Origin of the sequence: Kineothrix sp. MSJ-39, assembly GCF_018917935.1 — a bacterium.
Classification (GTDB): Bacteria; Bacillota; Clostridia; order Lachnospirales; family Lachnospiraceae; genus CAG-194.
In genome coordinates this window covers 37,342-60,360 of record NZ_JAHLPN010000004.1, presented here as the reverse complement: position 1 = coordinate 60,360, position 23,019 = coordinate 37,342, and the positions used below count along the sequence as shown (strand labels likewise).

Below are 23,019 nucleotides of genomic sequence, written 5' to 3'. Positions count from 1 at the left end.
TGCGATTTTGCGAATGTGGTTCTGAATAGTTATCTTTATGTAAAATCAGACATGCTGCAAAGCAGCATATCTGGCGCGTAAGCGGCAGGATTTTCGAGTATGTAGTATGAAATATAATCTAAACACAGGAGAACCAAACATGTCAAAATTCAGTGTCAAAAAACCGTTCACCGTACTGGTCGCAGTCGTTATGCTGCTTGTACTCGGTATCGTCAGCTTCACCAAGATGACGACAGATCTGTTGCCGAGTATTTCTCTCCCGTACATACTTGTGATCACAACCTATCCGGGCGCATCACCCGAAAAAGTGGAAAGCGATGTAACGGAAGTGCTCGAGTCTGCACTCGGTACAGTCAATGGCGTCGAGAATGTCACGAGTGTTTCCAATGAAAATTACAGTATGATCACACTGGAATTTGCGGAAGAGACCAATATGGACAGTGCCATGGTAAAGCTTTCAAGTCAGATCGACCAGATCGAGCTTCCGGATATGGCAGGAACGCCGTCCCTTCTGGAAATTTCACCGGATATGATGGCGACCATGTATGCGGCAGTCGATTACAGTGGAATGGATATCTATGAGCTGACAAAGTTCACGGAAGAAACGGTAACCCCTTATCTGGAGAGGCAGAGCGGTGTTGCCAGTGTGACAGAGACCGGACTTGTGGAAAAGACAGTCGAGATCCGTTTAAATGAGAAGAAGATTGAAAAAGTCAACAACCAGATCCTGGGGATCGCGGTAGACAGGCTGGATGATGCGCAGGCAGAGCTTGACGATGCAAAGAAAAAGCTGAAGGATGCAAAAGCTGAGCTGAAGAGCAATCAGGAAAAGCTGCAGACAGAGCAGATGGATAAGACAAAAGAACTGGCAGAATACAGTAAGATGCTGGACGAGGCAATGGCGACAAAGGCTGCATATGGTGCACAGCTTGTCGGGCTGCAGGCAGATGAAACAGCCCTGAAGACAGAGCGGAAGGCCTATGTGGAAAATAAGGTTGTCGAAAGCTATGATCAGATCAATGCAGGATTTCAGACCGCAAAAGAGACACTGACATCGGAGGAAACCTATCAGGCTGTTTATACGCAGATCTACACACAGGTAAAGATCGCGGCTGTACAGCAGGCGGTGGCGCAGGCAGGTATCACCGATACGATCGATGCAACAAATGTAGATACCTATCTGGCAATGCTGGGAGATGCTGCTGCGGCGATCGAACAGACGGCGCAGGATACGGCAAAAGAAATGACAGAGCAGCAGATCGCGGAGCAGGCAGCGCAGATTCCGGAGAACGTAAAGGACGCGCTGGACAATCCGGATAAGCTGAAGGCATTTAAAAAGCTGCTGGAAAGTCAGGGAAACAGCGATGCGGCAAAGCAGATGACCAAGGCAAATCTGCAGAAGCTGTATGATATTGTAGAAGTCAGGATTCCGCAGATTGATACAGAGCTTGCCAATCTGGCAATTGAGATCAAGGCTGCGGAGGCGGTCAAGGATAAGGTGGATGCATCGATCCAGCAGGCAGAAGATGCCTATGTGGATGTAGAGGCAGGCAAGATCACGGCAGCAGCTTCTTTTGGTGCATATACGGCGCAGATGGCAAGTGGCATGACTTCTATTGAAGATGGCGAAAAGCAGATGGAGGATGCACAGGACCAGCTGGATGACAGCAGGGAGCAGGCGATGGAAAGTGCCAATCTGGATGCTCTTCTGACGATGGATACCCTGTCACAGCTTTTATCTGCCCAGAATTTCAATATGCCTGCAGGCTATATCAAAAATGAAGACGAGTCACAGGTGCTTGTCAAGGTAGGGGATGAATTTTCCGCAATCGATGAAGTGGAAGATATGGTACTCTGCAAGGTAGACAAAGTAGGAGATGTCAGGATCAGTGATGTGGCGGACGTGACAGTCATTGATAATGCGGACGACAACTACGCAAAGATCAACGGAAATGACGGTGTGATCTTAAGTATTTCCAAGGCAAGCACCGCAGGTACTTCCGATGTATCAAAGGCATGTAATAAAGCCATCAAGGAGCTGGAAGAGAAGTATGACGGGCTGCGTATCACTCCACTGATGGATCAGGGAGATTATATCAAGCTGATCATCAATTCCGTATTGTCCAACCTGATCTGGGGTGCGCTCCTGGCGATCGTTGTCCTGGCAATTTTCTTAAAAGATTACAAGCCGACGGTTGTAGTGGCATTCAGTATTCCGATGAGTGTGCTCTTTGCGGTTGTGCTGATGTATTTTACGAATATTACATTGAATATGATCTCCTTATCCGGTCTGGCACTCGGTGTCGGTATGCTGGTAGATAACTCGATCGTCGTGATCGAGAATATATACAGACTGCGCAATAAAGGGATCAGCGCAGCGCGGGCGGCGGTTATGGGAGCCAATCAGGTAGCGGGCGCGATCGCAGCATCTACGCTGACGACGATCTGCGTTTTCCTGCCGATCGTCTTTACCACAGGTCTGACCAGAGAACTGTTTACGGATATGGCACTGACCATTGCGTACAGCCTGATTGCCAGTCTGATTGTGGCACTGACCGTAGTGCCGAGCATGAGCGTGGTACTTTTGAAAAATACGAAAGAAAAGTCACACAGATTGTTTGATAAAGTATTAAAGGTATATGATAAAGTGCTTCGGTTCTGCCTGAAAGTAAAGATCGTACCGTTGGCGATTGCAATCGCATTGCTTGTGCTCTGCGTCGTGCGTGTGCTGTCAACCGGTATGATCATGATGCCTGAGATGGGGGGCAGCCAGATGAGCATGACCGTCAATATGCCTGATGAAATGAAAGTAACGGAAGGCTATGCGGTGGCAGACGAACTGATGGAGCAGATGCAGGCCGTACAGGGCATTGAAACAGTCGGCATTATGTCCGGCGGCGGAAGCGGCGATATGCTGCTGAGTTCCGGCAGTAATAAGGATTTTACCTTCTTCCTGCTGCTCGATGATGAGACAGGGAAAAATAACACCAAGGTGGCAAAGAAGCTGGAAAAGATGATGGAAGCATATCCACAGGTCGAATACAGCGTTGCAACCTCCAATATGGATATGTCCGCACTGACGGGAGACGGTCTGACACTGAATATTTACGGCGATGATCTGGATACACTGCTTTCGGTCAGCGAAGATATGAAGGAGCTGCTTTCTTCTATAGAAGGCTTTGAAAATATCGAAAACGGACAAAGTGACGGGGACAGACAGCTTGTCATTACCGTTGACAAGGATAAGGCAATGCGCCTTGGACTGACGGTGGCACAGATCTACAGCGAACTGTCCGGCAAACTGACAGACAGCAAGGATGCGACAACACTGACCACGGCTGACGAGACCTATCAGGTGACGATCGTGGACGATACGGAAAAACTGACGGAAGATAACCTGATGGCATATACCTTTGAAACAACGACGCAGGATGAAGACGGCAAGTCTGTGACGGAAGAGCATAAGCTGTCCGAATTTGCAAAAGTTTCCGAGGGCGCAAGCGTATCCAGCATCAACCGCGAAAATCAGGAGCGTTATATTTCCGTTACCGCAGATACGATGGAAGGTTATAATACAACGCTGTTATCCAGAACGGTAGAAGATAAACTGAATGATTATAAGACACCGGAAGGTTACCGGATCGAGATCGCAGGCGAGAGTACACAGGTCATGAGCATGATGCATGATATGCTTCTGATGATCACACTGGCGATCATCTTTATCTATCTGATCATGGTAGCACAGTTCCAGAGCCTGTTGTCTCCGTTTATCGTGCTCTTTACGATCCCACTGGCATTTACAGGCGGTTTCCTTGGACTGATGCTGACAGGAGAGGAACTTTCCATGATCGCCATGATGGGATTCTTGATCCTTGCCGGTGTCGTCGTAAACAACGGTATCGTATTCGTGGATTATGTAAATCAGTTGCGACTGGATGGCATGGAAAAACGAGAGGCACTGGTAGAAACAGGAAAGACGCGTATGCGCCCGATCCTGATGACAGCATTGACGACGATCCTCGCCATGATGACTATGGCGCTCTCCAGAGATGCTTCCGCAGTCATGAGCCGGGGAATGGTCATCGTTTCCATCGGCGGACTTGCCTATGCAACGCTGATGACACTCTTTATCGTACCGGTCATGTATGATATCTTCTTCAGAAGGGAGCTCAAAAAGGTGGATTTGGGCGATGAAAGCAATCTGATGGAGGAATCCGCAGAGTAAAATGTGATCAGGCATAAAAGAGGACCTGACCAAGACTTGGATGAAAGTTATTGATACAAAAACAGGAACAGTATATAGCCGCTATCACGTTTGGCTGCCTTTGCCTACACTATTGATTGCTATATGCTGTTTCTGTTTTAATTTCTGCATTTCCATAGTGTTTTAATTTCTGTATTTGTACAGTTGACTACAGGGTTTTCCTCTGCTATCATAACCATATTCACCGTTGCCTTTCAGGCGGCGATTATCTCAGAGCTTCGGCTCATCTTAAAAGGGCATTTCGCCCTGATTTTCAATCATCATTCTATCAATTACATAAGGAGGACTATATGTCACAAAAAGAAAAGGCAGTTATTTCAGATGCACTGAAAATGGAAGGGGTATCGGAGGCACTCAAAAAAGCAACAGGAACAATCCCATACACATTTTTGAATGATTATATGTTTCGGGTAATCTTGCAAAAGCATAAGAATGTATTACGTTCTATTGTATGTGCTTGCCTGAAGCTGGATGCTGGAGATGTGCAAGATATTGTTGTGCAAAATCCAATTGAACCTAGGGAAGCGATTGATGACAAAACGTTTATTCTGGATATCCATGTACTTCTCAACAATAATACGATCATCAATTTGGAAATGCAGGTGCTTGATCTGAAAGACTGGCCGGAAAGGTCATTATCCTATCTTGCCAGAAGCTATGACAATGTTGCAAAAGGAGATGAATACATCAATGTCAAACCGGTATATCATATCGGATTTTTAAACTATACGCTTTTCCCGGAATATCCGGAATTTTTTGCAAAATACCGGATGATGAACCTGAAAAATCACCATGTATATACTACAAAATTTAATCTGTATGTGGTAGACTTAACACAAATAGAATTGGCAACACAAGAAGATGTAGATACGGGACTGGTGTATTGGACACAAGTTTTTAAAGCGAAAACGTGGGAGGAGCTGAGGCAGATGGCAGAAAGAAATCAGGAATTACAGGAAGCCACTGAGGCATTATATGTTTACAATCAGGATGAGATCGTAAAAGAAAAATGCCGTGCAAGGCAGGACTACTACAATCATGAGCGAGGAACCCAGAAGAGGCTGGAAGAAGCAAGGCTTGCGCTTGAGGAAAGCAATGTGGTGATAGAAAATCAAAAGGAATTATTGAAAAAGTCTGTAAAATTACTTGCAGAAAGCCAACATATATCCGAAGAAGAAGCATGCAAACAAATCGGAATCAATAGAGATGATTTAAAAGAAAACCAGAAGAGCTTGAGTTTTTGCAAAATGTAATTTCAAATTGCCAAACCAAAAGAAATTGTGAAAAAACCTTGCAAACAGGGAAACAGAGTGCTATACTGCATAAAGATGATATGATTTTACTAGAAGAGTGGGCTGCAAAGCCCACTCTTTTGTATAATGTCTAAATGGTTACAAAGCAATCAGTAAAGGACAGGTGAAAATGGCAAAAAAAGAAACTTATGAAGCAAAAGCAGAAGAAATGCTGCTTCCCATCGTAGAAAGCCATGGATTTGAGCTGGTGGATGTGGAGTATGTAAAAGAAGGCGGTACATGGTATCTGCGGGCTTACATTGATAAGCCGGGCGGTATTACCATTGATGACTGTGAGCTGGTCAGCCGGGCGTTTTCCGATGTGATCGATCAGAATGATTTTATCGAGGATTCGTACATTATGGAGGTCAGCAGTCCGGGACTTTTACGGCCGCTGAAAAAGGATAAGGACTTTTACCGGTATCTGGAAAAGCCGATCGAGATGCGTACCTACAAGATGATCGACAAAAAGAAAGAATTTATGGGTGTTCTGAAAGCCTATAATAAGGAACAGATCACGATCGAGGAGCCGGACGGCGCATTGCGTGTCCTGCAGAGAAACGAGCTTGCACTTGTCAGACCATATGTGGAATTTTAATCAGATCCGCAAACTACAGAAAGCATACGATTTGATAGAATATAGGAGGAAAAAGGAAAAATGAACAAAGAATTAATTGAAGCAATGGACATTCTGGAAAAGGAGAAAGAGATCAGTAAGGAAACTCTTTTTGAAGCGATCGAGAATTCTCTGCTGACTGCCTGCAGAAACCATTTCGGAAAGGCAGATAACGTAACGGTCAGCATGAACCGCGAAACAGGTGATTTTAAAGTAGTTGCCGAGAAGGAAGTTGTTGCAACACCGGAAGAAGTGGAAGACGACTGCCTGCAGATCGCGTTAGAGGATGCCCTGAAATACAATAAAAAGGCAGAGGTCGGCGGAACAGTTTCCGTAGAGATCAAATCCAAAGAGTTCGGACGTATTGCAACACAGAATGCAAAGAACGTAATTTTACAGAAGATCCGTGAGGAAGAAAGAAACGTTGTTTACAATCAGTTCTACGAAAAGGAAAAAGATGTTGTAACAGGTATCGTACAGAGATATATCGGTAGAAATATCAGCATTGACCTTGGCAAGGCAGATGCAATCTTAAATGAAAATGAAATGGTAAAGGGTGAAGTATTCAAGCCGACAGAGCGTATCAAGGTTTACATTCTGGAAGTTAAGAATACAACAAAGGGTCCAAGGATCCTTGTGAGCCGTACCCATCCTGATCTTGTGAAGCGTCTGTTTGAATCAGAGGTTGCAGAGATCGCAGACGGAACAGTTGAGATCAAAGCGATCGCCCGTGAAGCAGGAAGCCGTACAAAGATGGCTGTATGGAGTGACAATCCGAACGTAGATCCGGTCGGTGCCTGCGTTGGTATGAACGGCAGCAGAGTCAATTCCATCGTAAATGAGCTGCGCGGTGAGAAGATCGACATCATCAACTGGGATGAGAACCCAGGTAACCTGATCCAGAACGCATTATCACCGGCTAAGATCGTAGCAGTATTTGCAGATCCGGATGAAAAGACAGCCAAGGTTGTTGTACCGGATTACCAGTTATCTCTTGCAATCGGTAAAGAAGGCCAGAATGCAAGACTGGCAGCAAGACTGACAGGATATAAGATCGATATCAAGTCCGAGACACAGGCAAAGGATGCACCGGGCTTCCGTTATGAAGATTATATCGATGATGACTATGAAGATGAGGATGAAGCTGCAGAGGATGTGATGGATACAGAAGATGTTTCCGAAACAGAAGAGTCTGCAGACAATATGGAAGAATAAAAGAAACAGAGGAGTTTTATGAGTAAAAAAGTTCCACTCAGACAATGCGTCGGATGCGGGCAGATGAAGAGCAAAAAAGAAATGATGCGCGTTATTAAGACTGCGGAAGGCGATATTGTCTTAGATGTAACCGGTAGAAAAAATGGGAGAGGTGCTTATCTTTGCAAACAGGAAGAATGCTTAAAGATGGCTATGAAGAACAAAGGATTGGAGCGCTCTTTCAAAATGAGTATAGATCAGTCGGTTTATGAGAGCCTGCAAAAGGAGTATGACGAAAACAGTGAAAAATAAGAAAAAGATTTTTTCCCTGATCGGTCTGGCAACAAGAGCCAGAAAAACAGTCAGTGGTGAGTTCGCAACGGAAAAAGCAGTCAAGAGCTTTAAAGCCTGTCTTGTCATTGTGGCAGAGGATGCATCGGACAATACGAAAAAGCTGTTTCAGGATAAATGCAGCTTTTACGAGGTGCCATGCTATGTATGCGGTACCAAAGAGGAACTGGCACATGCGATGGGCAAGGAAGTGCGTGCTTCTCTGGCGGTGACAGACGAGGGATTTGCAGATGCGATTATAAATTTACTTAATTAGACGGAGGTAGTGAAATAGATGGCAAAATTGAAAGTGCGTGAATTAGCAGAAGAGTTAAACATATCAAACGACGATGTAAAGAGCTTTCTGGCATCCAAGGGTGTGGAAGTAAAGAGAAGTGACTCAAGTCTGGATGAAGAAGCAGTGGCAGCAGTCAGAGCAAAATTCAAAAAGGCAGAAGCACCAAAGGCAGAAAGTAAGCCGGAATCACCAAAGGCAGAGGCAAAGCCGCAGCCGAAGGCAGAAAGTAAGCCAGAGGCAACTAAGCCGGAAGCAAAGACAGAGGAAGCACCAAAGAAAAAGAAGAATATTATTTTTGTCAGCAATCCGCATAACAGCAACATGGCAGGAAAAAGAAACCAGGGCGGAAACGGAAATACAACGGGAAATGCACATAACAGAAATAACAATAACGGTGGTGGCAGACAGCAGGGCTATGGCAATGACCGCGGCAGCGTACGCGGAAGCCGCGTGACACAGACCTCGCAGACATATCGTCCGCTGCCAAAGCCTGTAATCAAGCCGGTAGCGATCACACCGACACCGAAGCCACAGCCGGCTAACCAGCAGCCAAAGCCAAAGACGGAGGCAAAACCGCAGGAGCAGCAGGTACAGACAAACCAGCAGCAGGCTGATAACCGAGGCAGAGGTGGCCAGGCAGGTGCAGCGCAGAACACAGAAAGAAGAGCTTATAACAATAATGGAGACGGACAGAAACGTTATGGCGACAGAAGACCACAGAATGGCGGCAACGGAGCAAACGGACAGAGAAATGACAGAGACCGTAACGGCGGTTATAACCGCGGTGGCCAAGGGAATGGCGGTGCTCAGAATCGTCAGGGTGGTAACAGACCTTTTGCAGGTAATGACCGCCCTAACAGAGGCGATGGCAGACCGCAGAATCGATTCGGCAAAAATCAGCCGGGTAAAGGATATGTTCCGGAAGCACCGATGAATGAGCCTGAAAAGCATCGTGACGATGAAAAGAGACGCATGAGTCAGGAAAGAGATAAGAGAAGCAAAAAGGATCATATCTACGAAGATGACAATGCAGCAATGCTGAAAAACAAAAATAAAGCAGGCAGATTTATCAAACCTGAAAAGAAAGAGGAAGTTGTAGAAGAACAGATCAAGGTGATCACGATCCCTGAAACGATCACGATCAAGGATCTGGCAGATAAGATGAAGCTGCAGCCTTCCGCTATCGTGAAGAAGCTCTTTATGCAGGGCCAGATCGTAACAGTCAATCAGGAAGTTGATTTTGAGACGGCTGAAAACATTGCGATCGATTATGATATCATCTGTGAAAAGGAAGTGCAGGTGGATGTGATCGAAGAACTGCTGAAAGAGGACGAAGAAGATGAAAAGGATATGGTGAAGAGACCACCTGTAATCTGTGTCATGGGTCATGTCGATCATGGTAAAACATCCCTTCTGGATGCAATCCGTAAGACCAATGTAACAGACCGCGAGGCCGGTGGTATCACACAGCATATCGGTGCTTATACAGTCAATGTAAAGGGCGAGAAGATCACGTTCCTGGATACACCGGGACATGAAGCCTTTACAGCAATGCGTATGCGTGGTGCAAATTCAACGGATATCGCAATCCTTGTTGTTGCGGCAGATGATGGTGTTATGCCACAGACCGTAGAAGCGATCAACCATGCAAAAGCAGCAGGAATTGAAATTATCGTTGCTGTCAACAAGATCGATAAGCCGAATGCCAATATCGACCGCGTGAAACAGGAGCTGACAGAATATGAACTGATCCCGGTAGACTGGGGTGGAACAACAGAATTTGTACCGGTTTCCGCAAAATCAGGCGAAGGGATCGATACCTTACTTGAAACGATCATCTTAACAGCAGAAATTCTGGAACTGAAAGCAAATCCGAACAGACAGGCAAGAGGTCTTGTTATCGAGGCAGAGCTGGATAAGGGACGCGGTTCCGTTGCAACTGTTCTGGTACAGAAGGGTACACTGCATGTCGGTGACTTTGTATCAGCAGGTGCTGCACATGGTAAGGTAAGAGCCATGGTAGATGACAAGGGACGCAGAGTGAAAGAAGCAGGTCCTTCTACACCGGTTGAGATCTTAGGTCTTTCCGATGTGCCGAATGCAGGTGAGATCCTGATCGCACATGAAAATGATAAGACAGCAAAGCAGTTTGCAGAAACCTTCGTAGCACAGAACAAGGTGAAGAAGCTGGAAGAAACAAAGTCCAAGATGTCGCTTGACGATCTGTTTACCAAAATCCAGGAAGGCAATCTGAAAGAGCTGAACCTGATCATCAAGGCTGATGTACAGGGTAGTGTGGAAGCTGTGAAGCAGAGTCTCTTAAAGCTGTCCAATGAAGAAGTTGTTGTCAAATGTATCCATGGCGGTGTTGGTGCGATCAACGAATCCGATGTTATTCTGGCAAGTGCATCCTCCGCGATCATCATTGGTTTCAATGTCAGACCGGATGCACAGGCAAAGGCAACAGCAGAGAGAGAAGGCGTTGATGTCCGTCTGTATAAGGTTATTTATCAGGCAATTGAAGACGTGGAAGCTGCCATGAAGGGTATGCTGGATCCTGTATTCGAGGAGCAGGTGATCGGTCATGCGGAAGTAAGACAGATCTTCAAGGCATCCGCAGTCGGCAATATTGCCGGTTCTTATGTGCTGGATGGCCGTTTCGAGAGAAACTGCAAGGTTCGTATCACAAGAGAAGGTGAGCAGATCTTCGAAGGCGAGCTGGCATCCTTAAAACGTTTCAAGGATGATGTAAAAGAAGTAAAAGCAGGATTTGAATGTGGTCTTGTATTTGAGGGCTTTGACCAGATGAAGGAGCTTGATATCGTAGAGGCTTACATTATGGTCGAGGTACCTAGATAGGAAGTTATTATGAGAAAGAACAGTGTTAAAAATACACGTATTAATGGCGAAGTCATGAGAGCACTGGCAGACATCATCCGCGGAGAGATCAAAGATCCGCGGATCGGTCTCATGACAAGTGTGGTTGCAGTAGAGGTTGCGCCGGATCTGAAGACCTGTAAAGCATGGATCTCCGTGCTTGGGGATGAGCAGACCGTAGCGGATACGCTGGCAGGCTTAAACAGCGCAGAAGGCTTTATCAGAAGCAAGCTGGCAAAGATGATCAATCTGCGTAACACACCACAGATCCAGTTCATTATGGATCAGTCCATTGCATACGGTGTGAATATGTCAAAGAAAATTGATGAAGTGAATAAGGATTTAAACCGCGAAGAGGAGTAGTGGTGTTATGTTAGATTTAGGAAAGGAATGTCAGGGTGCTTTATCTATCGGCATTACCGGGCATACAAATCCGGATGGCGACTGCATCGGAACAACGCTGGCACTCTGGCAGTTCTTAAAAAAGCTGAAGCCGGAATGCAGGGTAGATGTGATTTTGGAAAAGCCGGCCCCGGAATTTGACTTCATACAGGGCATTGATCAGATCATCACAGATGATCAAGTGCCGTTTGTGTATGATGTCATGATCGTTGTGGATTCGGTACCGGAACGCTGCGGGCATGCCAATACGTATGTGATGCGTGCGAAAAAGCTGCTCAATATCGATCACCATATCAGCAATCCGGGCTGTGGGGACGCTTATTATGTGGATCCGAAGGCAAGCTCGGCGGCTGAGGTCTTATATGATCTGATCGCTTCCAGACAGGAATATCTGGATCTGATCGACAAAGAACTGGCGCAGACGATCTATGTCGGTATCATCCATGACAGCGGTGTGATGCAGTATTCCAATACCTCACCGAAAACGCTGCGGATCGTGGCAGATCTGATCTCCTATGGCTTTGATTTCCCGAAGCTGATCGAGGAAACCTTCTATGAGAGGACGTATATCCAGTCCCAGATCACGGGAAGAGCTGTTTTAGAGGCATTTCCGATGCTGGGCGGCAAGTGTATGGTTTCCATGGTAGATCGAAAGACAATGGATTTTTACGGCGCAGAGAAAAAGGATCTGTCCGGGATTGTCAATGAACTGCGGAATATCAAGGGCGTTGAGGTGGCGATCTTCATTTATGAGGTCGGCACACAGGAATATAAGATCAGTATGCGGTCGCGCTCCTATATCGATGTGGCAAAGGTTGCGGTCTTTTTCGGCGGCGGCGGTCATGTCAGGGCAGCGGGCTGTAACATGAACGGTAATTTTTATGATATCGTCAACAACCTGATGGAGCAGATCGTGCTGCAGATGGAGCAAAACGGGCAGGATGAATAAGGAAAATGATGAACGGAATCATTAATGTATATAAAGAAAAAGGATATACCTCGCATGATGTCGTGGCAAAGCTGCGGGGGATCCTGAAGCAGAAAAAAATAGGGCACACCGGAACGCTTGATCCACAGGCAGAGGGTGTGCTTCCTGTCTGTATTGGAAACGCAACAAAGCTTTGCGATCTTCTGACAGACAAGACAAAAGAATATGAAGCGGTTCTGCTGCTGGGGGTGACAACAGATACCCAGGATACGACCGGAGCCGTACTTTCAGAGAAAACGGTTCAGGTAGAAGCGGATAAGCTGCGGACGATCATGGAAGGTTTTATTGGAAAAAGCCAGCAGATCCCGCCGATGTATTCCGCACTGAAGGTAAACGGGAAAAAGCTGTATGAGCTTGCCAGGGAAGGCAAAGAAGTGGAGCGAAAGCCGCGGGATATCGAGATCTTCTCTCTTGAAATTCTGGAAATGCAGCTCCCGCGTGTGCGCTTCCGTGTACACTGCTCCAAAGGAACGTATATCAGGACGCTGTGTCAGGATATCGGAGAAAAAGCAGGATGCGGCGGCTGTATGGAGGCACTTTTACGGACAAGAGTGGACAGATTTTCGCTGACTGAGGCACATAAGCTTTCTGAGATCGAGCAGATCCGCGATGCAGATAAACTTTCAGAGATACTGATCCCGGTGGATCAGATGTTTTTAAGTTACCCAAAGGTAACTGCACCGGCAAAGTACCAGCTTGCGCTTGCAAACGGAAACAGCTTTACGGCACAGATGCTGGCAGGTGCAGAAGATGTAACTGCACAGATCCATGACGGAGCTCTTGTAAGAGTTTACAGCGCAGAAGATGTATTTTACGGGATCTATCAGTATACACGGGCGGAGGAACGTTTTATCCCCTATAAAATGTTCCTGCCACAGTAAAACAGAACAGGACAAAGGAAACGAAAATGAAGATAATAGCCGGAACAACGGATTTTACAATTGAAGAAATGACAGCAGTTGCCATCGGTAAATTTGATGGGATCCACAAGGGACATAAAAAACTGCTGGATGAAATATTCAAAGCAAGGAATCTGGGACTGAAAACAGCCGTTTTTACCTTTGATCCGTCGCCCGCCGTCTTTTTTAAAGGTAATCAGGCGGGAGAACTGATGACAAGGGAAGAGAAACGCGCAGCCTTTGAAAAGATGGGCGTGGATTATCTGGTCGAGTATCCGTTCAGTAAGGAAACGGCGGCTGTTTCGCCGGAGGCATATGTCAGGGACTTTTTGCTGAAAAAGATGCATGCGGGCTTTATTGCCGCGGGAGAAGATGTGTCCTTCGGGGATAAAGGTGCGGGAAATGCTGCACTTCTGAAACAGATCGCCGGAGAAAACGGTGTACAGGTACGGATCATCAAAAAGATCTGCCACGGCGACAGGGAGATCAGTTCCACCTTTGTCCGGGAAGCACTCACGGAAGGAAATATGGAGCTTGTGAATGCCCTGTTATCGGAGCCGTATTTTATCTGTGGCAGGGTAGCACACGGTAACAGGATCGGCAGAACGCTTGGCATGCCAACGGTCAACCTGCATCCGCAGGAAGGAAAGCTGCTGCCACCGAACGGCGTCTACTTTTCAACAGTTACCTATGGACAACAGACCTTCTACGGTGTAACAAATATCGGCTATAAGCCGACGGTGGAAGATACACACCGTATGGGCGTGGAAACGTATATCTATGATTTTGATGAAGATATTTACGAGAAAGATATTACGGTACATCTGTTCCATTTTGAAAGACCGGAGCAGAAATTTGCGGGGCTTGCAGAACTGAAAGAAGCGATCGCAAAAAACGTAGCGGACGGAAAGAGGTATTTTAACATATGAGATTTGTCATTCAAAGAGTCAGTCATGCAAAGGTAACCATAGACGGTCAGGTACGCGGCAGTATCCAGAAGGGCTATATGGTATTGATCGGGATCGGACAGGAAGATACAGAGGCACTTGCAGACCGTATGATCGCAAAGATGCTGGATCTGCGTATTTTTGAAGATGCGGACGGAAAGAGCAATCTGTCGCTTAGGGATGTTGGCGGAGCATTGCTGCTTATTTCGCAGTTTACCTTATATGCAGACTGCAAAAAAGGAAAACGTCCTTCCTTCTTTAAGGCAGGAGAGCCGCATATGGCAAATGAGCTGTATGAATATATCATCCGGAAATGCAAAGAAGAAGTAAGCGATGTGGAACGCGGCGAATTCGGTGCTATGATGCATGTGGAGCTTTTAAATGAAGGCCCGTTTACAATCATCTTAGACAGCGCAGAAATGGGCTGGGTATAGAAAAAGAAGTCCCGGGAATGCAAGGATCCCCGGGATTTTTTATGGGATAGGAATTTTATATCATGCAAAATTCAGGTATTTGGAAAGTCTTTTGTTACAATACCAAAATCTTTTTCTTTATAGTTCCAGAGCGCGCGGCCGACACCAAATGTATCGAACGCCTGGGAAATGTCAGCAAGCCAGCGATCTTTGTCCTCCTGGGAAGCAAGCTCTATCACACCATATTCGCCGCAGTAAAGTGGAACTCCGGCTTTTTTTGCAGCTTCCACGGCGGGAGCGAATATATCTGCAAAGAAATCAGGACCGATATCGCTGATGCCTTCTTTAAATACTGCACCTGCAAGTGCCTTGGAAAGCTCTGTACTTGTCTTACGGTACTGGGCAAGTGATTTCGGATATCCAATCCGGAAATCAAGTGGCATGTCCTCTACCCAGTAAGCTCCCTGATGCGTAAATACCATCGGCTCATAGCAGTGGAAATTAAATACGATCTTGTAGGTATCCGGTACTTTGATGAGAGGTACAGAGAGCACATTGTTATAACAAACGCCGCCAATGACCAGATATGCTTCCGGTACAATAGAGCGCATCAGTGTTACATATTTTGCGATGACGGCATTCCATGCGTCTGCAACCTCCTCCAGAACAACCTCATTCAGCGGCTCAAAAGCAACCTGATCCGGATAGTCTTTAAACCTGGTTGCGATCTCTGACCAGAGATGCAGGAAGCGTTCCTGCAGTGTATCATCATAAAAGAATTTTTTCCGGTCCATATCCCTTTTGAGTGGATCGAAAGAGTAGCCATAGCATTCATGTAGATCAATCAGCATGTTCAGATGATATTTTTCACACCAGCTGCGGCAATTTTCCAGATAATCGAATCCGGAAGGAATGATGTTTCCATCCTCATCCTCCAGTACATTGTAGTCTACAGGAACACGCACATGATCATAGCCAAGAGATGCAATATATGCAATGTCTTTTTCTGTAATAAAGCTGTCAAAATGTGCTTTGTCATATTTGTCGAACTGGGAGATCCAGCCGCCTAAGTTGATTCCGTTTTGAAACCCTTCAAAAATCATTATAGTTACCTCCAAATGTATAATAGTTGCATAAAGATAGATATCTTCTTGTTTATCATAAGTTACAGGGAAAAAACATGCAATTTGTATTTCCGAATTTATGCAGTGCAGGTAAAAGAAACGATATAATTGACAAGATTTGCAGCGGGTAAGCCTCCTACTTGACACATTACTATCATATTGTTATAATATCTGTAACATTTGTAACAATTATGTAACAAATGACAAGGGTTGAGAAATACAATTGGTTTAGGAAGGCTTTATATGTTTCATAAAAAAGGACTGAAAAAACAGATATTTACACTCGTCTTAGCAGCTGCTATGATCTGCCAGTCGCAGACAGCATCAGCAGCGGCAGTATCCCTGCAGGCAGGTGCACAGAATGCACTGACCACACCGTCTTTACAGGTAACGGGAACGGAAGGGGTACAGACGATTTCCGTAGACGGTATGCAGCAAGCAGAGACAGAAGCTAAAGCGGATAATTCCGATGTGGCGCTGACAGCCGGAGCAGGTGTCATGGTTTCCTCTCCGCTCTACGTAGCACCGGAAGATATGGATGAGCAGGAATACGATGAAGAAGAAACTGCCGGAGCGGCTTACGGCTATACCAATCTCGGTATTGCACAGGTAGCGGATCATCTGAATGTCAGAGAGACAGCGGAAGATGGCAGTAAGATCGTCGGAAAGATGGAAAATGATACCGGCTGTGAGATCCTTGGGATCGAAGGCGATAAAGCACATATCACATCGGGCAGTGTGGAAGGCTATGTGAGCCTTGATTATATTCTGACCGGTAAAGATGCGGTAGCACAGGCAGACAGTGTGGTAAAAGAGCTTGCCACAGTAAATGCGGACGGACTGAAGCTGAGAGAGGAACCTTCTTTAGATGCTCCTGTTTATGATATGGTTGCTTACGGCGAAGAACTGGAAGTGCTTGACAATGGCAGCGACTGGGTCGGTGTTGATTTTGACGGAAACGAATTATATGTATCCGCAGATTATGTAACGGTTGATACAAAGCTGAAAACAGCCCTGAATATGACAGAGTTTTTATATGGTGCAGGTGTATCGGATGTCAGAGTGGAGCTTTGTGAATATGCAAAGCAGTTTGTCGGCAATCCGTATGTCTGGGGCGGAACAAGTCTGACAAAGGGTGCGGACTGTTCGGGTTTTGTCCTGAGCGTATTTGCAAAATACGGTATTTCTCTGCCACACTCCTCAAGAGCACAGGCAAACAGCGGTACAAGGGTCAAAATGTCCGAGGCAAAGCCGGGCGATCTTGTCTTTTATGCAAAGGGCGGCAGGATCAATCACGTAGCAATCTACATCGGTGGCGGACAGGTTATCAGTGCCAGCTCACCGAAGACCGGAATCCGTATTGCAAGTGCTTATTACAGGACACCGGTAGCAGTCACGAGAATTTTGCAGGATTAGCATAAAAATAAGAAAAAACGGTTGATTTCCCCTATCAATTATGATAAAGTATGAATGTTGTGAAAAAGAGATGGTCCTCTGTTACGAAGTGTATTAAGAACATCCAGAATGGAAGGAGAAACACAATGAACGAAATCATTAAAGAAATCGAAGCAGCACAGTTAAAGGCAGAAGTACCTCAGTTCAACGTAGGTGATACTGTAAAAGTTTACGGTAAGATCAAAGAAGGAAACCGCGAAAGAATCCAGATCTTTGAAGGAACCGTTATGAAAGTTCAGGGTGGCAGCAACCGCGCTACATTTACAGTACGTAAGACATCAAACGGTGTCGGCGTTGAAAAGACATGGCCTCTTCACTCTCCAAACGTTGAGAAAGTAGAAGTTGTCAGAAAGGGTAAAGTAAGACGTGCAAAACTGAACTACTTAAAGGGTCGCGTAGGAAAGAAAGCGAAAGTAAAAGAGTTAGTAAAATAGTCATTGCCGCTTAAGCAAAGAAAAAGGGACAAAATACATTGTGTATCTTGTCCCCTTTTTAATAATGTCATGCATCATTTATGATGCATGATGCAGCCTCGCTCATCTGCGAAGCAGATTTTGCATGAGCGAGGTTCCAAATAATGTCATACATCACAGATGCATGATGAAAGGAAACTTTATGAGACGACGCAAAGGACTTAGTTTTTATCAGAAAAAGAAAAAGATCAGCGCTTCCGTGATGAAGGAGATCTGGAATGTGATCTTTATTACGATCGCCTGCTGGATGCTGGCGTTTGTGCTCATGTTCTGTTTTGGCATGCGGACAACCGTCATCGGTGTTTCCATGGAGCCAAGCCTTTACAACGGACAGCATATTTTAGTCAACCGGTTTGTGTATAAGCTCAGTTCTCCCAAAAACGGAGATATTGTGGTGTTTCTGCCAAACGGCAACTCCAACACCCATTATTATGTGAAGCGTGTGATCGGTGTACCGGGAGATACGGTGCAGATCAAAAACGGTTCCTTATATATCAATGGGCTTTTGTATAAAGATGTGGAATATGATAAAATAGAAGATGCGGGGATTGCGGAAAATCCCATTACCCTCGGCAATAATGAATATTTTACCCTGGGAGATAACATCAACAACAGTGAGGACAGCAGATCCGGTAATATCGGTGCTGTGAAAAAGGATAATATAATCGGAAAGGTATGGTTCCATCTGGCGGCGGGCGACAGCTCGATCGGCTTTATGGAATAGGTGTATAGATGAATTATCAGTGGTATCCCGGACACATGACAAAGGCAAAGCGGATGATGCAGGAGAATATCAAGCTGATCGACCTTGTGATCGAGCTTGTAGATGCAAGGATTCCGTTATCCAGCCGCAATCCGGATATTGATCAGCTTGGACAGAATAAGGCGAGACTGATCTTGTTAAATAAAGCGGATCTGGCAGACGAAAGGCAGACGGCAAAGTGGCAGCAATATTTCGAGAAGAAAGGCTGCTTTGTTGTGGCGCTCAATGCGCGTAACCGCAACAGCATGAAAGCGATCAACGGTGTTGTCGCAGAAGCCTGTAAGGAAAAGATCGAGCGTGACAGAAAGCGTGGTATTTTAAACCGCCCTGTCAGAGCCATGGTAGTGGGAATCCCAAATGTCGGGAAATCCACCTTTATCAATTCCTTTGCCGGAAAAGCCTGTGCAAAGACAGGAAATAAGCCGGGCGTAACAAAAGGAAAGCAGTGGATCAGGCTCAGCAAGACGCTGGAGCTTTTGGACACACCGGGTATTTTATGGCCGAAGTTCGAAGATCAGCAGGTAGGACTCAATCTGGCACTGATCGGTTCCATGAATGATGAGATCTTAAATATAGAAGAGATGGCAGTCAGCCTGATCCTGTATCTGAAGGACGCCTATCCGCTTCTTCTGACAAAGCGTTATGATCTTTCGGATGAAGCAGAGGAAAACTGCAAAGGAGAACAGGATGCTTATGAAGTGCTGGCACAGATCGCCAGAAACAGAAAATGTGTATTAAAAGGCGACGAACCGGATATCCGGAAGGCAGCGGCGCTTCTGTTGGATGATTTTAGAAGTGGCAGGATCGGACGGATCACACTGGAAAGCCCGACAGAATAGACATAATGCAAAAGGGGAAAGAAAAGCTTGAGTAAAAAAATGAAACAGATCTTAAAGGAAGTGCTTGGCACCAGTATTTATCTGTTGGCAGTTCTGGCACTGACTTATTTTGTGATCGCCTTTGTAGGGCAGAGAACAGTTGTACATGGACAATCCATGGAAAATACACTGGAAGACGGAGATAACCTGATCGTAGATAAGATCACATACCGCTTCCATGAGCCGAATCGGTTTGATGTGATTGTATTTCCGTACCAGTATACGGCAAATACCTATTACATAAAGCGTGTCATCGGTCTTCCGGGAGAAACGGTCATGATTGATGGGCTGGGTAACATCTATATCAACGGAGAACTTTTGGCGGAATCTTATGGGAAGGAAGCCATCAAGGATCCGGGCATGGCGGCAAACAGTATTTATTTAGGCTCGGATGAATATTTTGTACTCGGTGATAACCGGAATAACAGCTCGGACAGCAGGGATCCGTCCGTTGGACTGATCAAGCGTGATCAGATCATTGGCAGGGCGTGGCTGCGTATTTTCCCGTTTGACAAGATCGGTTTTGTAACGCACGGGAAATAACCTTAGCAGAGAGGACAGACAGATGAAAATCGGAGAGATCAGAGAGTTATTACAGGCAGCAGAGGATCAGATGCTGCCTGATTTTATAGCAAGATTTGAAAGGGATGAAAGAAGCGGTGTACAGCAGCTCGTGCAAAGGGCGCAGAAGCGTCTGGAGGCATTGGCGAAAGAACGGGAAAGGCTCAAGGTCATGCACCGGTATGAGGAGCAGTACAAGGACTGTCAGGCGATCTGTGGGATCGATGAGGCGGGCAGAGGCCCACTTGCAGGACCGGTTGTGGCTGCAGCGGTCATTTTACCGAAGGATTGTGAGATCCTGTACTTAAATGACAGCAAACAGCTTTCTGCCAAAAAGAGAGATCTGCTGTATGATGAGATCATGGAGAAGGCAGTGGCGGTCGGTGTCGGCTATGCAACACCGCAGCGGATCGATGAGATCAATATCCTGCAGGCGACCTACGAGGCAATGCGGCAGGCGGTTAATAAACTGTCTGTTTGTCCCGATATATTATTAAATGATGCGGTGCGGATCCCCGGGCTTCCCATGCAGCAGGTTCCGATCGTAAAGGGAGATGCGAAAAGCGTTTCCATTGCAGCGGCAAGCATCATTGCAAAAGTAACAAGGGACAGACTGATGATGGAGTATGACAAGGCAATGCCACAGTATCACTTTGCGGCAAACAAGGGCTATGGCAGTGCGGAACATATCGAGGCGCTTGCTGCCTATGGGGCAAGTCCGATCCATCGCAGATCATTTATTACACATTTTAAGGTAAAAGAATGAGTTTTGACTTAGCTGGATTATGGCAACGGAATACACAAAATACATTGTCGGGGCTTTCTTCTTCTGCATCTGCAGGATATGCGGACAAAAGCAGCAGGGCGTCAGAAGGGGCACAGACGGGCAGGCTGACAGTCGGCTCTGCCATCAGCGGACAGGTGATGAAAGTAGAGGGAGATACTGTCTATGTGAAGCTGCCATCGGAGGTATTGACCGCAAAGCTGCAGGAGGGGATGAGCCTACAGCCCGGGCAGTCGGTGACGTTTGCTGTCAGTGGGATCTCAGATAAACAGATCACATTGCAGGCACTTTTCCAAAACAGTGCCCAGACACAGGTGCTCGGAAAAGCATTGGAGCAGGCTGGGATCGCCCAGACGGCGGATTCCCTCTCCATGGTAGATTCCATGATGCGGGAAGGCATGTCGGTCGATAAAAACTCGCTCTGGCAGATGTACCGACAGGTGCTGGATCATCCGCAGACAACGGGAGAAAATATTGTGCTGATGAATCGGCTGCAGATTCCGGTCAATGATCTGACTGCGGCGCAGTTTCAGAACCTGCAAAATGCAAACGGTCAGCTTGCACAGGCGGCAAATGCACTGACAGACAGCCTGTTTGCGGAATTTACGGATATGGCGGCGCAGTCTCCGCAGGAGGCAGCTTCCTTTATGAAGGAACTGGTACTTTTGCTTGGAGAAAGCAGTCAGACGGAGGCAGGACAGGCTGGCGCACTTGGGGAGGAAGTACCGGGGGATGTGCAGCCTGCAGACGAAAATCAGCAGGCGGTAGCAGAAAATAGCGCAGGACAGACTGATGCGACGGGAGATCCGGCGACAACCAAAATAGCAGGCGGTCAGGCAGCAGAAAATGGCGTAGATGCGCGGCTTGCATTTGACGGACAAATGCAGACAGAGACTGCTGGCAGGCAGGTGAATGCAGGATCAGACAACAGGCAGTTGCAAGTATCCGGTTCGGACAATCAGGGAGCAGACGGGCAGGCTGTGCTTTCGGAAACAGCGGAAAACACTGTGCAGCCGGGCGTAGATTCTCTGGCAGAACTGATGAAAAGCGATCTGTTTACAAAGGGAGATACCAGACAGCTTTTGCGCCTGTTTTCTTCAAAAGAATTTCGTAACCTTTTGACGGAGCAGATGAAAGAGAACTTTCTGCTCAAACCGGAAATGGTGGCAGATAAGGAAGAAGTAGAGCAGTTTTTTACAAAGCTGCGGGAGCAGGTGTCGCGTCTGGCGCAGACAGTATCGGAAGCGGGAAAAGCGCAGACGCAGCTTTTTACCCAGACAAACCAGCTAAGGGAAAATCTGGATTTTTTACACCAGCTTTCCCAGACGATGCAATATGTGCAGCTTCCGCTTCGTATGGCAGGGCAGGAGACAACAGGGGATCTGTATGTGTATGCCAATAAAAAGGGACTGACCAAAGAGGACAGTATCAGTGCTTTCTTGCATCTGGATATGGAGCATTTAGGACCTGTGGATGTGTATGTTGCCATGCAGAACCAGAAGGTGAATACACATTTTTACTTACAGGACGATGCCATGATCGATTTTATACAGGCGCATATCCATCTGCTGAATGAACGATTGGAGCAGAAAGGCTATCAGATGCAGACCGAGGTATCACAGAAGGATACGCCTTCCAAGGTAACGGAAGAAATGCGCAAAGATCAGGAAGAAGAAAACGTATGTATCAATCAGTATTCATTTGATGTGAGGGCTTGATATGGCAGGAAAAGAGCAGAAACCAAAACAGGCGATCGCACTTTCTTATGATCCGGACGATGATGCGCCAAAGGTTGTTGCGACCGGTAAGGGTGCACTTGCGGAAAAGATCATAGAGGAAGCAAAACAGGCAAAGGTTCCGGTGCATAAGGACAGTAAGCTGGCAGATACATTGTCAAGGCTGGAGATCGGAGAGCTGATTCCGCCGGAGCTGTACGAAGTGGTAGCGGAGATCCTTGTATTTGTGGATCAGATGGATCGCATCCGTGCAAAGATGGAACAGGCGAACAAGAAAAAATAGGGATAAGTTTAGGGAGATCAGGATGTGTCTGGAGCGGACATCCTATGAATAAAAGAAGAAAAGGAGCAGCCCATGAACAGGCTGCAAAAGCATATCTGGAAAAAAGAGGCGTGCGCATTCAGACGCTTAACTATAGAGTCAGACAGGGAGAAATCGATATAGTTGGCTATGAGAAAGGCACGCTTGTTTTCTTTGAAGTCAAGTACCGGGCAAATGCCGGAAACGGACTGCCGCAGGAAGCGGTGAGTGTGGCAAAACAGAGGCAGATCTGCAGGGTGGCATTATTTTATCTGAACCAGTATCATATACCGGAGCAGCAGCCGGTCAGATATGATGTGATCGCCATTCTGGGGAATGAGATTACCTGGATCAGAAATGCATTTCTGCATCGGATTTGGTAAATCTGTGACAAAAGTCACTTGGAAATCATGAGCAGATGCGG

Annotated in this window: 22 protein-coding genes; 21 read left to right on the top strand and 1 reads right to left on the bottom strand. The window is 46.4% G+C overall.

Annotated elements, in window-relative coordinates:
* The first annotated feature begins 139 nt into the window (after window positions 1-139).
* The 12 genes from KQI22_RS04235 (at window position 140) to dtd (ending at window position 14,541) form a co-directional block, all read left to right on the top strand.
* The gene (locus KQI22_RS04235) at window positions 140-4,225 is read left to right on the top strand and encodes an efflux RND transporter permease subunit (RefSeq protein ID WP_216550843.1); all 4,086 of its coding nucleotides are present in this window, start codon (window positions 140-142) and stop codon (window positions 4,223-4,225) included.
* A 329-nt stretch (window positions 4,226-4,554) separates the two neighbouring features.
* Window positions 4,555-5,517 (top strand): Rpn family recombination-promoting nuclease/putative transposase, encoded by a 963-nt coding sequence (locus KQI22_RS04230; RefSeq protein WP_216550842.1) that lies wholly within the window; start codon window positions 4,555-4,557, stop codon window positions 5,515-5,517.
* A 169-nt stretch (window positions 5,518-5,686) separates the two neighbouring features.
* Window positions 5,687-6,154: a ribosome maturation factor RimP gene (gene rimP, locus KQI22_RS04225; protein ID WP_216550841.1), complete on the top strand. Its 468-nt coding sequence runs from the start codon at window positions 5,687-5,689 to the stop codon at window positions 6,152-6,154.
* Window positions 6,155-6,214: 60 nt separating this feature from the next.
* Complete coding sequence (gene nusA / locus KQI22_RS04220) at window positions 6,215-7,387, top strand: transcription termination factor NusA (protein WP_216550840.1); 1,173 nt, start codon at window positions 6,215-6,217, stop codon at window positions 7,385-7,387.
* An 18-nt stretch (window positions 7,388-7,405) separates the two neighbouring features.
* Window positions 7,406-7,678, top strand: coding sequence for an RNase P modulator RnpM (rnpM, locus tag KQI22_RS04215; protein ID WP_022003895.1), 273 nt, complete (start codon window positions 7,406-7,408; stop codon window positions 7,676-7,678).
* On the top strand, window positions 7,656-7,973 hold the full coding sequence (locus KQI22_RS04210) for a ribosomal L7Ae/L30e/S12e/Gadd45 family protein (RefSeq protein ID WP_253293504.1): 318 nt from the start codon (window positions 7,656-7,658) through the stop codon (window positions 7,971-7,973). The genes rnpM and KQI22_RS04210 overlap by 23 nt, the downstream gene beginning before the upstream one ends.
* 18 nt (window positions 7,974-7,991) lie before the next feature.
* Complete coding sequence (infB, locus tag KQI22_RS04205) at window positions 7,992-10,853, top strand: translation initiation factor IF-2 (RefSeq protein WP_216550839.1); 2,862 nt, start codon at window positions 7,992-7,994, stop codon at window positions 10,851-10,853.
* Between the two features lie 9 nt (window positions 10,854-10,862).
* On the top strand, window positions 10,863-11,234 hold the full coding sequence (rbfA, locus tag KQI22_RS04200) for a 30S ribosome-binding factor RbfA (protein ID WP_216550838.1): 372 nt from the start codon (window positions 10,863-10,865) through the stop codon (window positions 11,232-11,234).
* 7 nt (window positions 11,235-11,241) lie between these two features.
* Window positions 11,242-12,222 carry a DHH family phosphoesterase gene (locus KQI22_RS04195; protein ID WP_216550837.1) on the top strand — a complete coding sequence of 327 codons (981 nt, stop codon included), beginning with the start codon at window positions 11,242-11,244 and terminating at the stop codon, window positions 12,220-12,222.
* A gap of 5 nt (window positions 12,223-12,227) precedes the next feature.
* Window positions 12,228-13,142: a tRNA pseudouridine(55) synthase TruB gene (gene truB, locus KQI22_RS04190; protein ID WP_216550836.1), complete on the top strand. Its 915-nt coding sequence runs from the start codon at window positions 12,228-12,230 to the stop codon at window positions 13,140-13,142.
* Window positions 13,143-13,168: 26 nt separating this feature from the next.
* Entirely contained in the window at window positions 13,169-14,089 is a 921-nt protein-coding gene (gene ribF, locus KQI22_RS04185) for a riboflavin biosynthesis protein RibF (protein ID WP_216550835.1), read from the top strand.
* Entirely contained in the window at window positions 14,086-14,541 is a 456-nt protein-coding gene (gene dtd, locus KQI22_RS04180; protein WP_216550834.1) for a D-aminoacyl-tRNA deacylase, read from the top strand. The genes ribF and dtd overlap by 4 nt, the downstream gene beginning before the upstream one ends.
* Window positions 14,542-14,612: 71 nt before the next feature.
* Here the strand turns inward: dtd and KQI22_RS04175 are convergent, their stop codons facing one another.
* A complete protein-coding gene (locus tag KQI22_RS04175) occupies window positions 14,613-15,623 on the bottom strand; it encodes a glycoside hydrolase family 5 protein (RefSeq protein ID WP_216550833.1) in 1,011 nt (336 codons plus the stop codon).
* 264 nt (window positions 15,624-15,887) lie between these two features.
* On the opposite strand from KQI22_RS04175, the gene KQI22_RS04170 reads away from it, so the two are divergent.
* The 9 genes from KQI22_RS04170 (at window position 15,888) to KQI22_RS04130 (ending at window position 22,978) form a co-directional block, all read left to right on the top strand.
* The gene (locus KQI22_RS04170; protein WP_216550832.1) at window positions 15,888-17,060 is read left to right on the top strand and encodes a C40 family peptidase; all 1,173 of its coding nucleotides are present in this window, start codon (window positions 15,888-15,890) and stop codon (window positions 17,058-17,060) included.
* A 125-nt stretch (window positions 17,061-17,185) separates the two neighbouring features.
* Window positions 17,186-17,533: a 50S ribosomal protein L19 gene (rplS, locus tag KQI22_RS04165; protein ID WP_216550831.1), complete on the top strand. Its 348-nt coding sequence runs from the start codon at window positions 17,186-17,188 to the stop codon at window positions 17,531-17,533.
* A 181-nt stretch (window positions 17,534-17,714) separates the two neighbouring features.
* Entirely contained in the window at window positions 17,715-18,296 is a 582-nt protein-coding gene (lepB, locus tag KQI22_RS04160) for a signal peptidase I (RefSeq protein ID WP_216550830.1), read from the top strand.
* Window positions 18,297-18,304: 8 nt separating this feature from the next.
* On the top strand, window positions 18,305-19,174 hold the full coding sequence (ylqF, locus tag KQI22_RS04155) for a ribosome biogenesis GTPase YlqF (protein WP_216550829.1): 870 nt from the start codon (window positions 18,305-18,307) through the stop codon (window positions 19,172-19,174).
* Between the two features lie 39 nt (window positions 19,175-19,213).
* Complete coding sequence (gene lepB, locus KQI22_RS04150) at window positions 19,214-19,756, top strand: signal peptidase I (protein ID WP_216550828.1); 543 nt, start codon at window positions 19,214-19,216, stop codon at window positions 19,754-19,756.
* Between the two features lie 22 nt (window positions 19,757-19,778).
* Complete coding sequence (locus KQI22_RS04145) at window positions 19,779-20,540, top strand: ribonuclease HII (protein ID WP_216550827.1); 762 nt, start codon at window positions 19,779-19,781, stop codon at window positions 20,538-20,540.
* A complete protein-coding gene (fliK, locus tag KQI22_RS04140; protein WP_216550826.1) occupies window positions 20,537-22,276 on the top strand; it encodes a flagellar hook-length control protein FliK in 1,740 nt (579 codons plus the stop codon). The genes KQI22_RS04145 and fliK overlap by 4 nt, the downstream gene beginning before the upstream one ends.
* 1 nt (window position 22,277) lies before the next feature.
* Window positions 22,278-22,577 (top strand): EscU/YscU/HrcU family type III secretion system export apparatus switch protein, encoded by a 300-nt coding sequence (locus KQI22_RS04135; RefSeq protein ID WP_216550825.1) that lies wholly within the window; start codon window positions 22,278-22,280, stop codon window positions 22,575-22,577.
* Window positions 22,578-22,621: 44 nt separating this feature from the next.
* Window positions 22,622-22,978, top strand: coding sequence for a YraN family protein (locus KQI22_RS04130; RefSeq protein WP_216550824.1), 357 nt, complete (start codon window positions 22,622-22,624; stop codon window positions 22,976-22,978).
* Window positions 22,979-23,019: the final 41 nt, after the last annotated feature.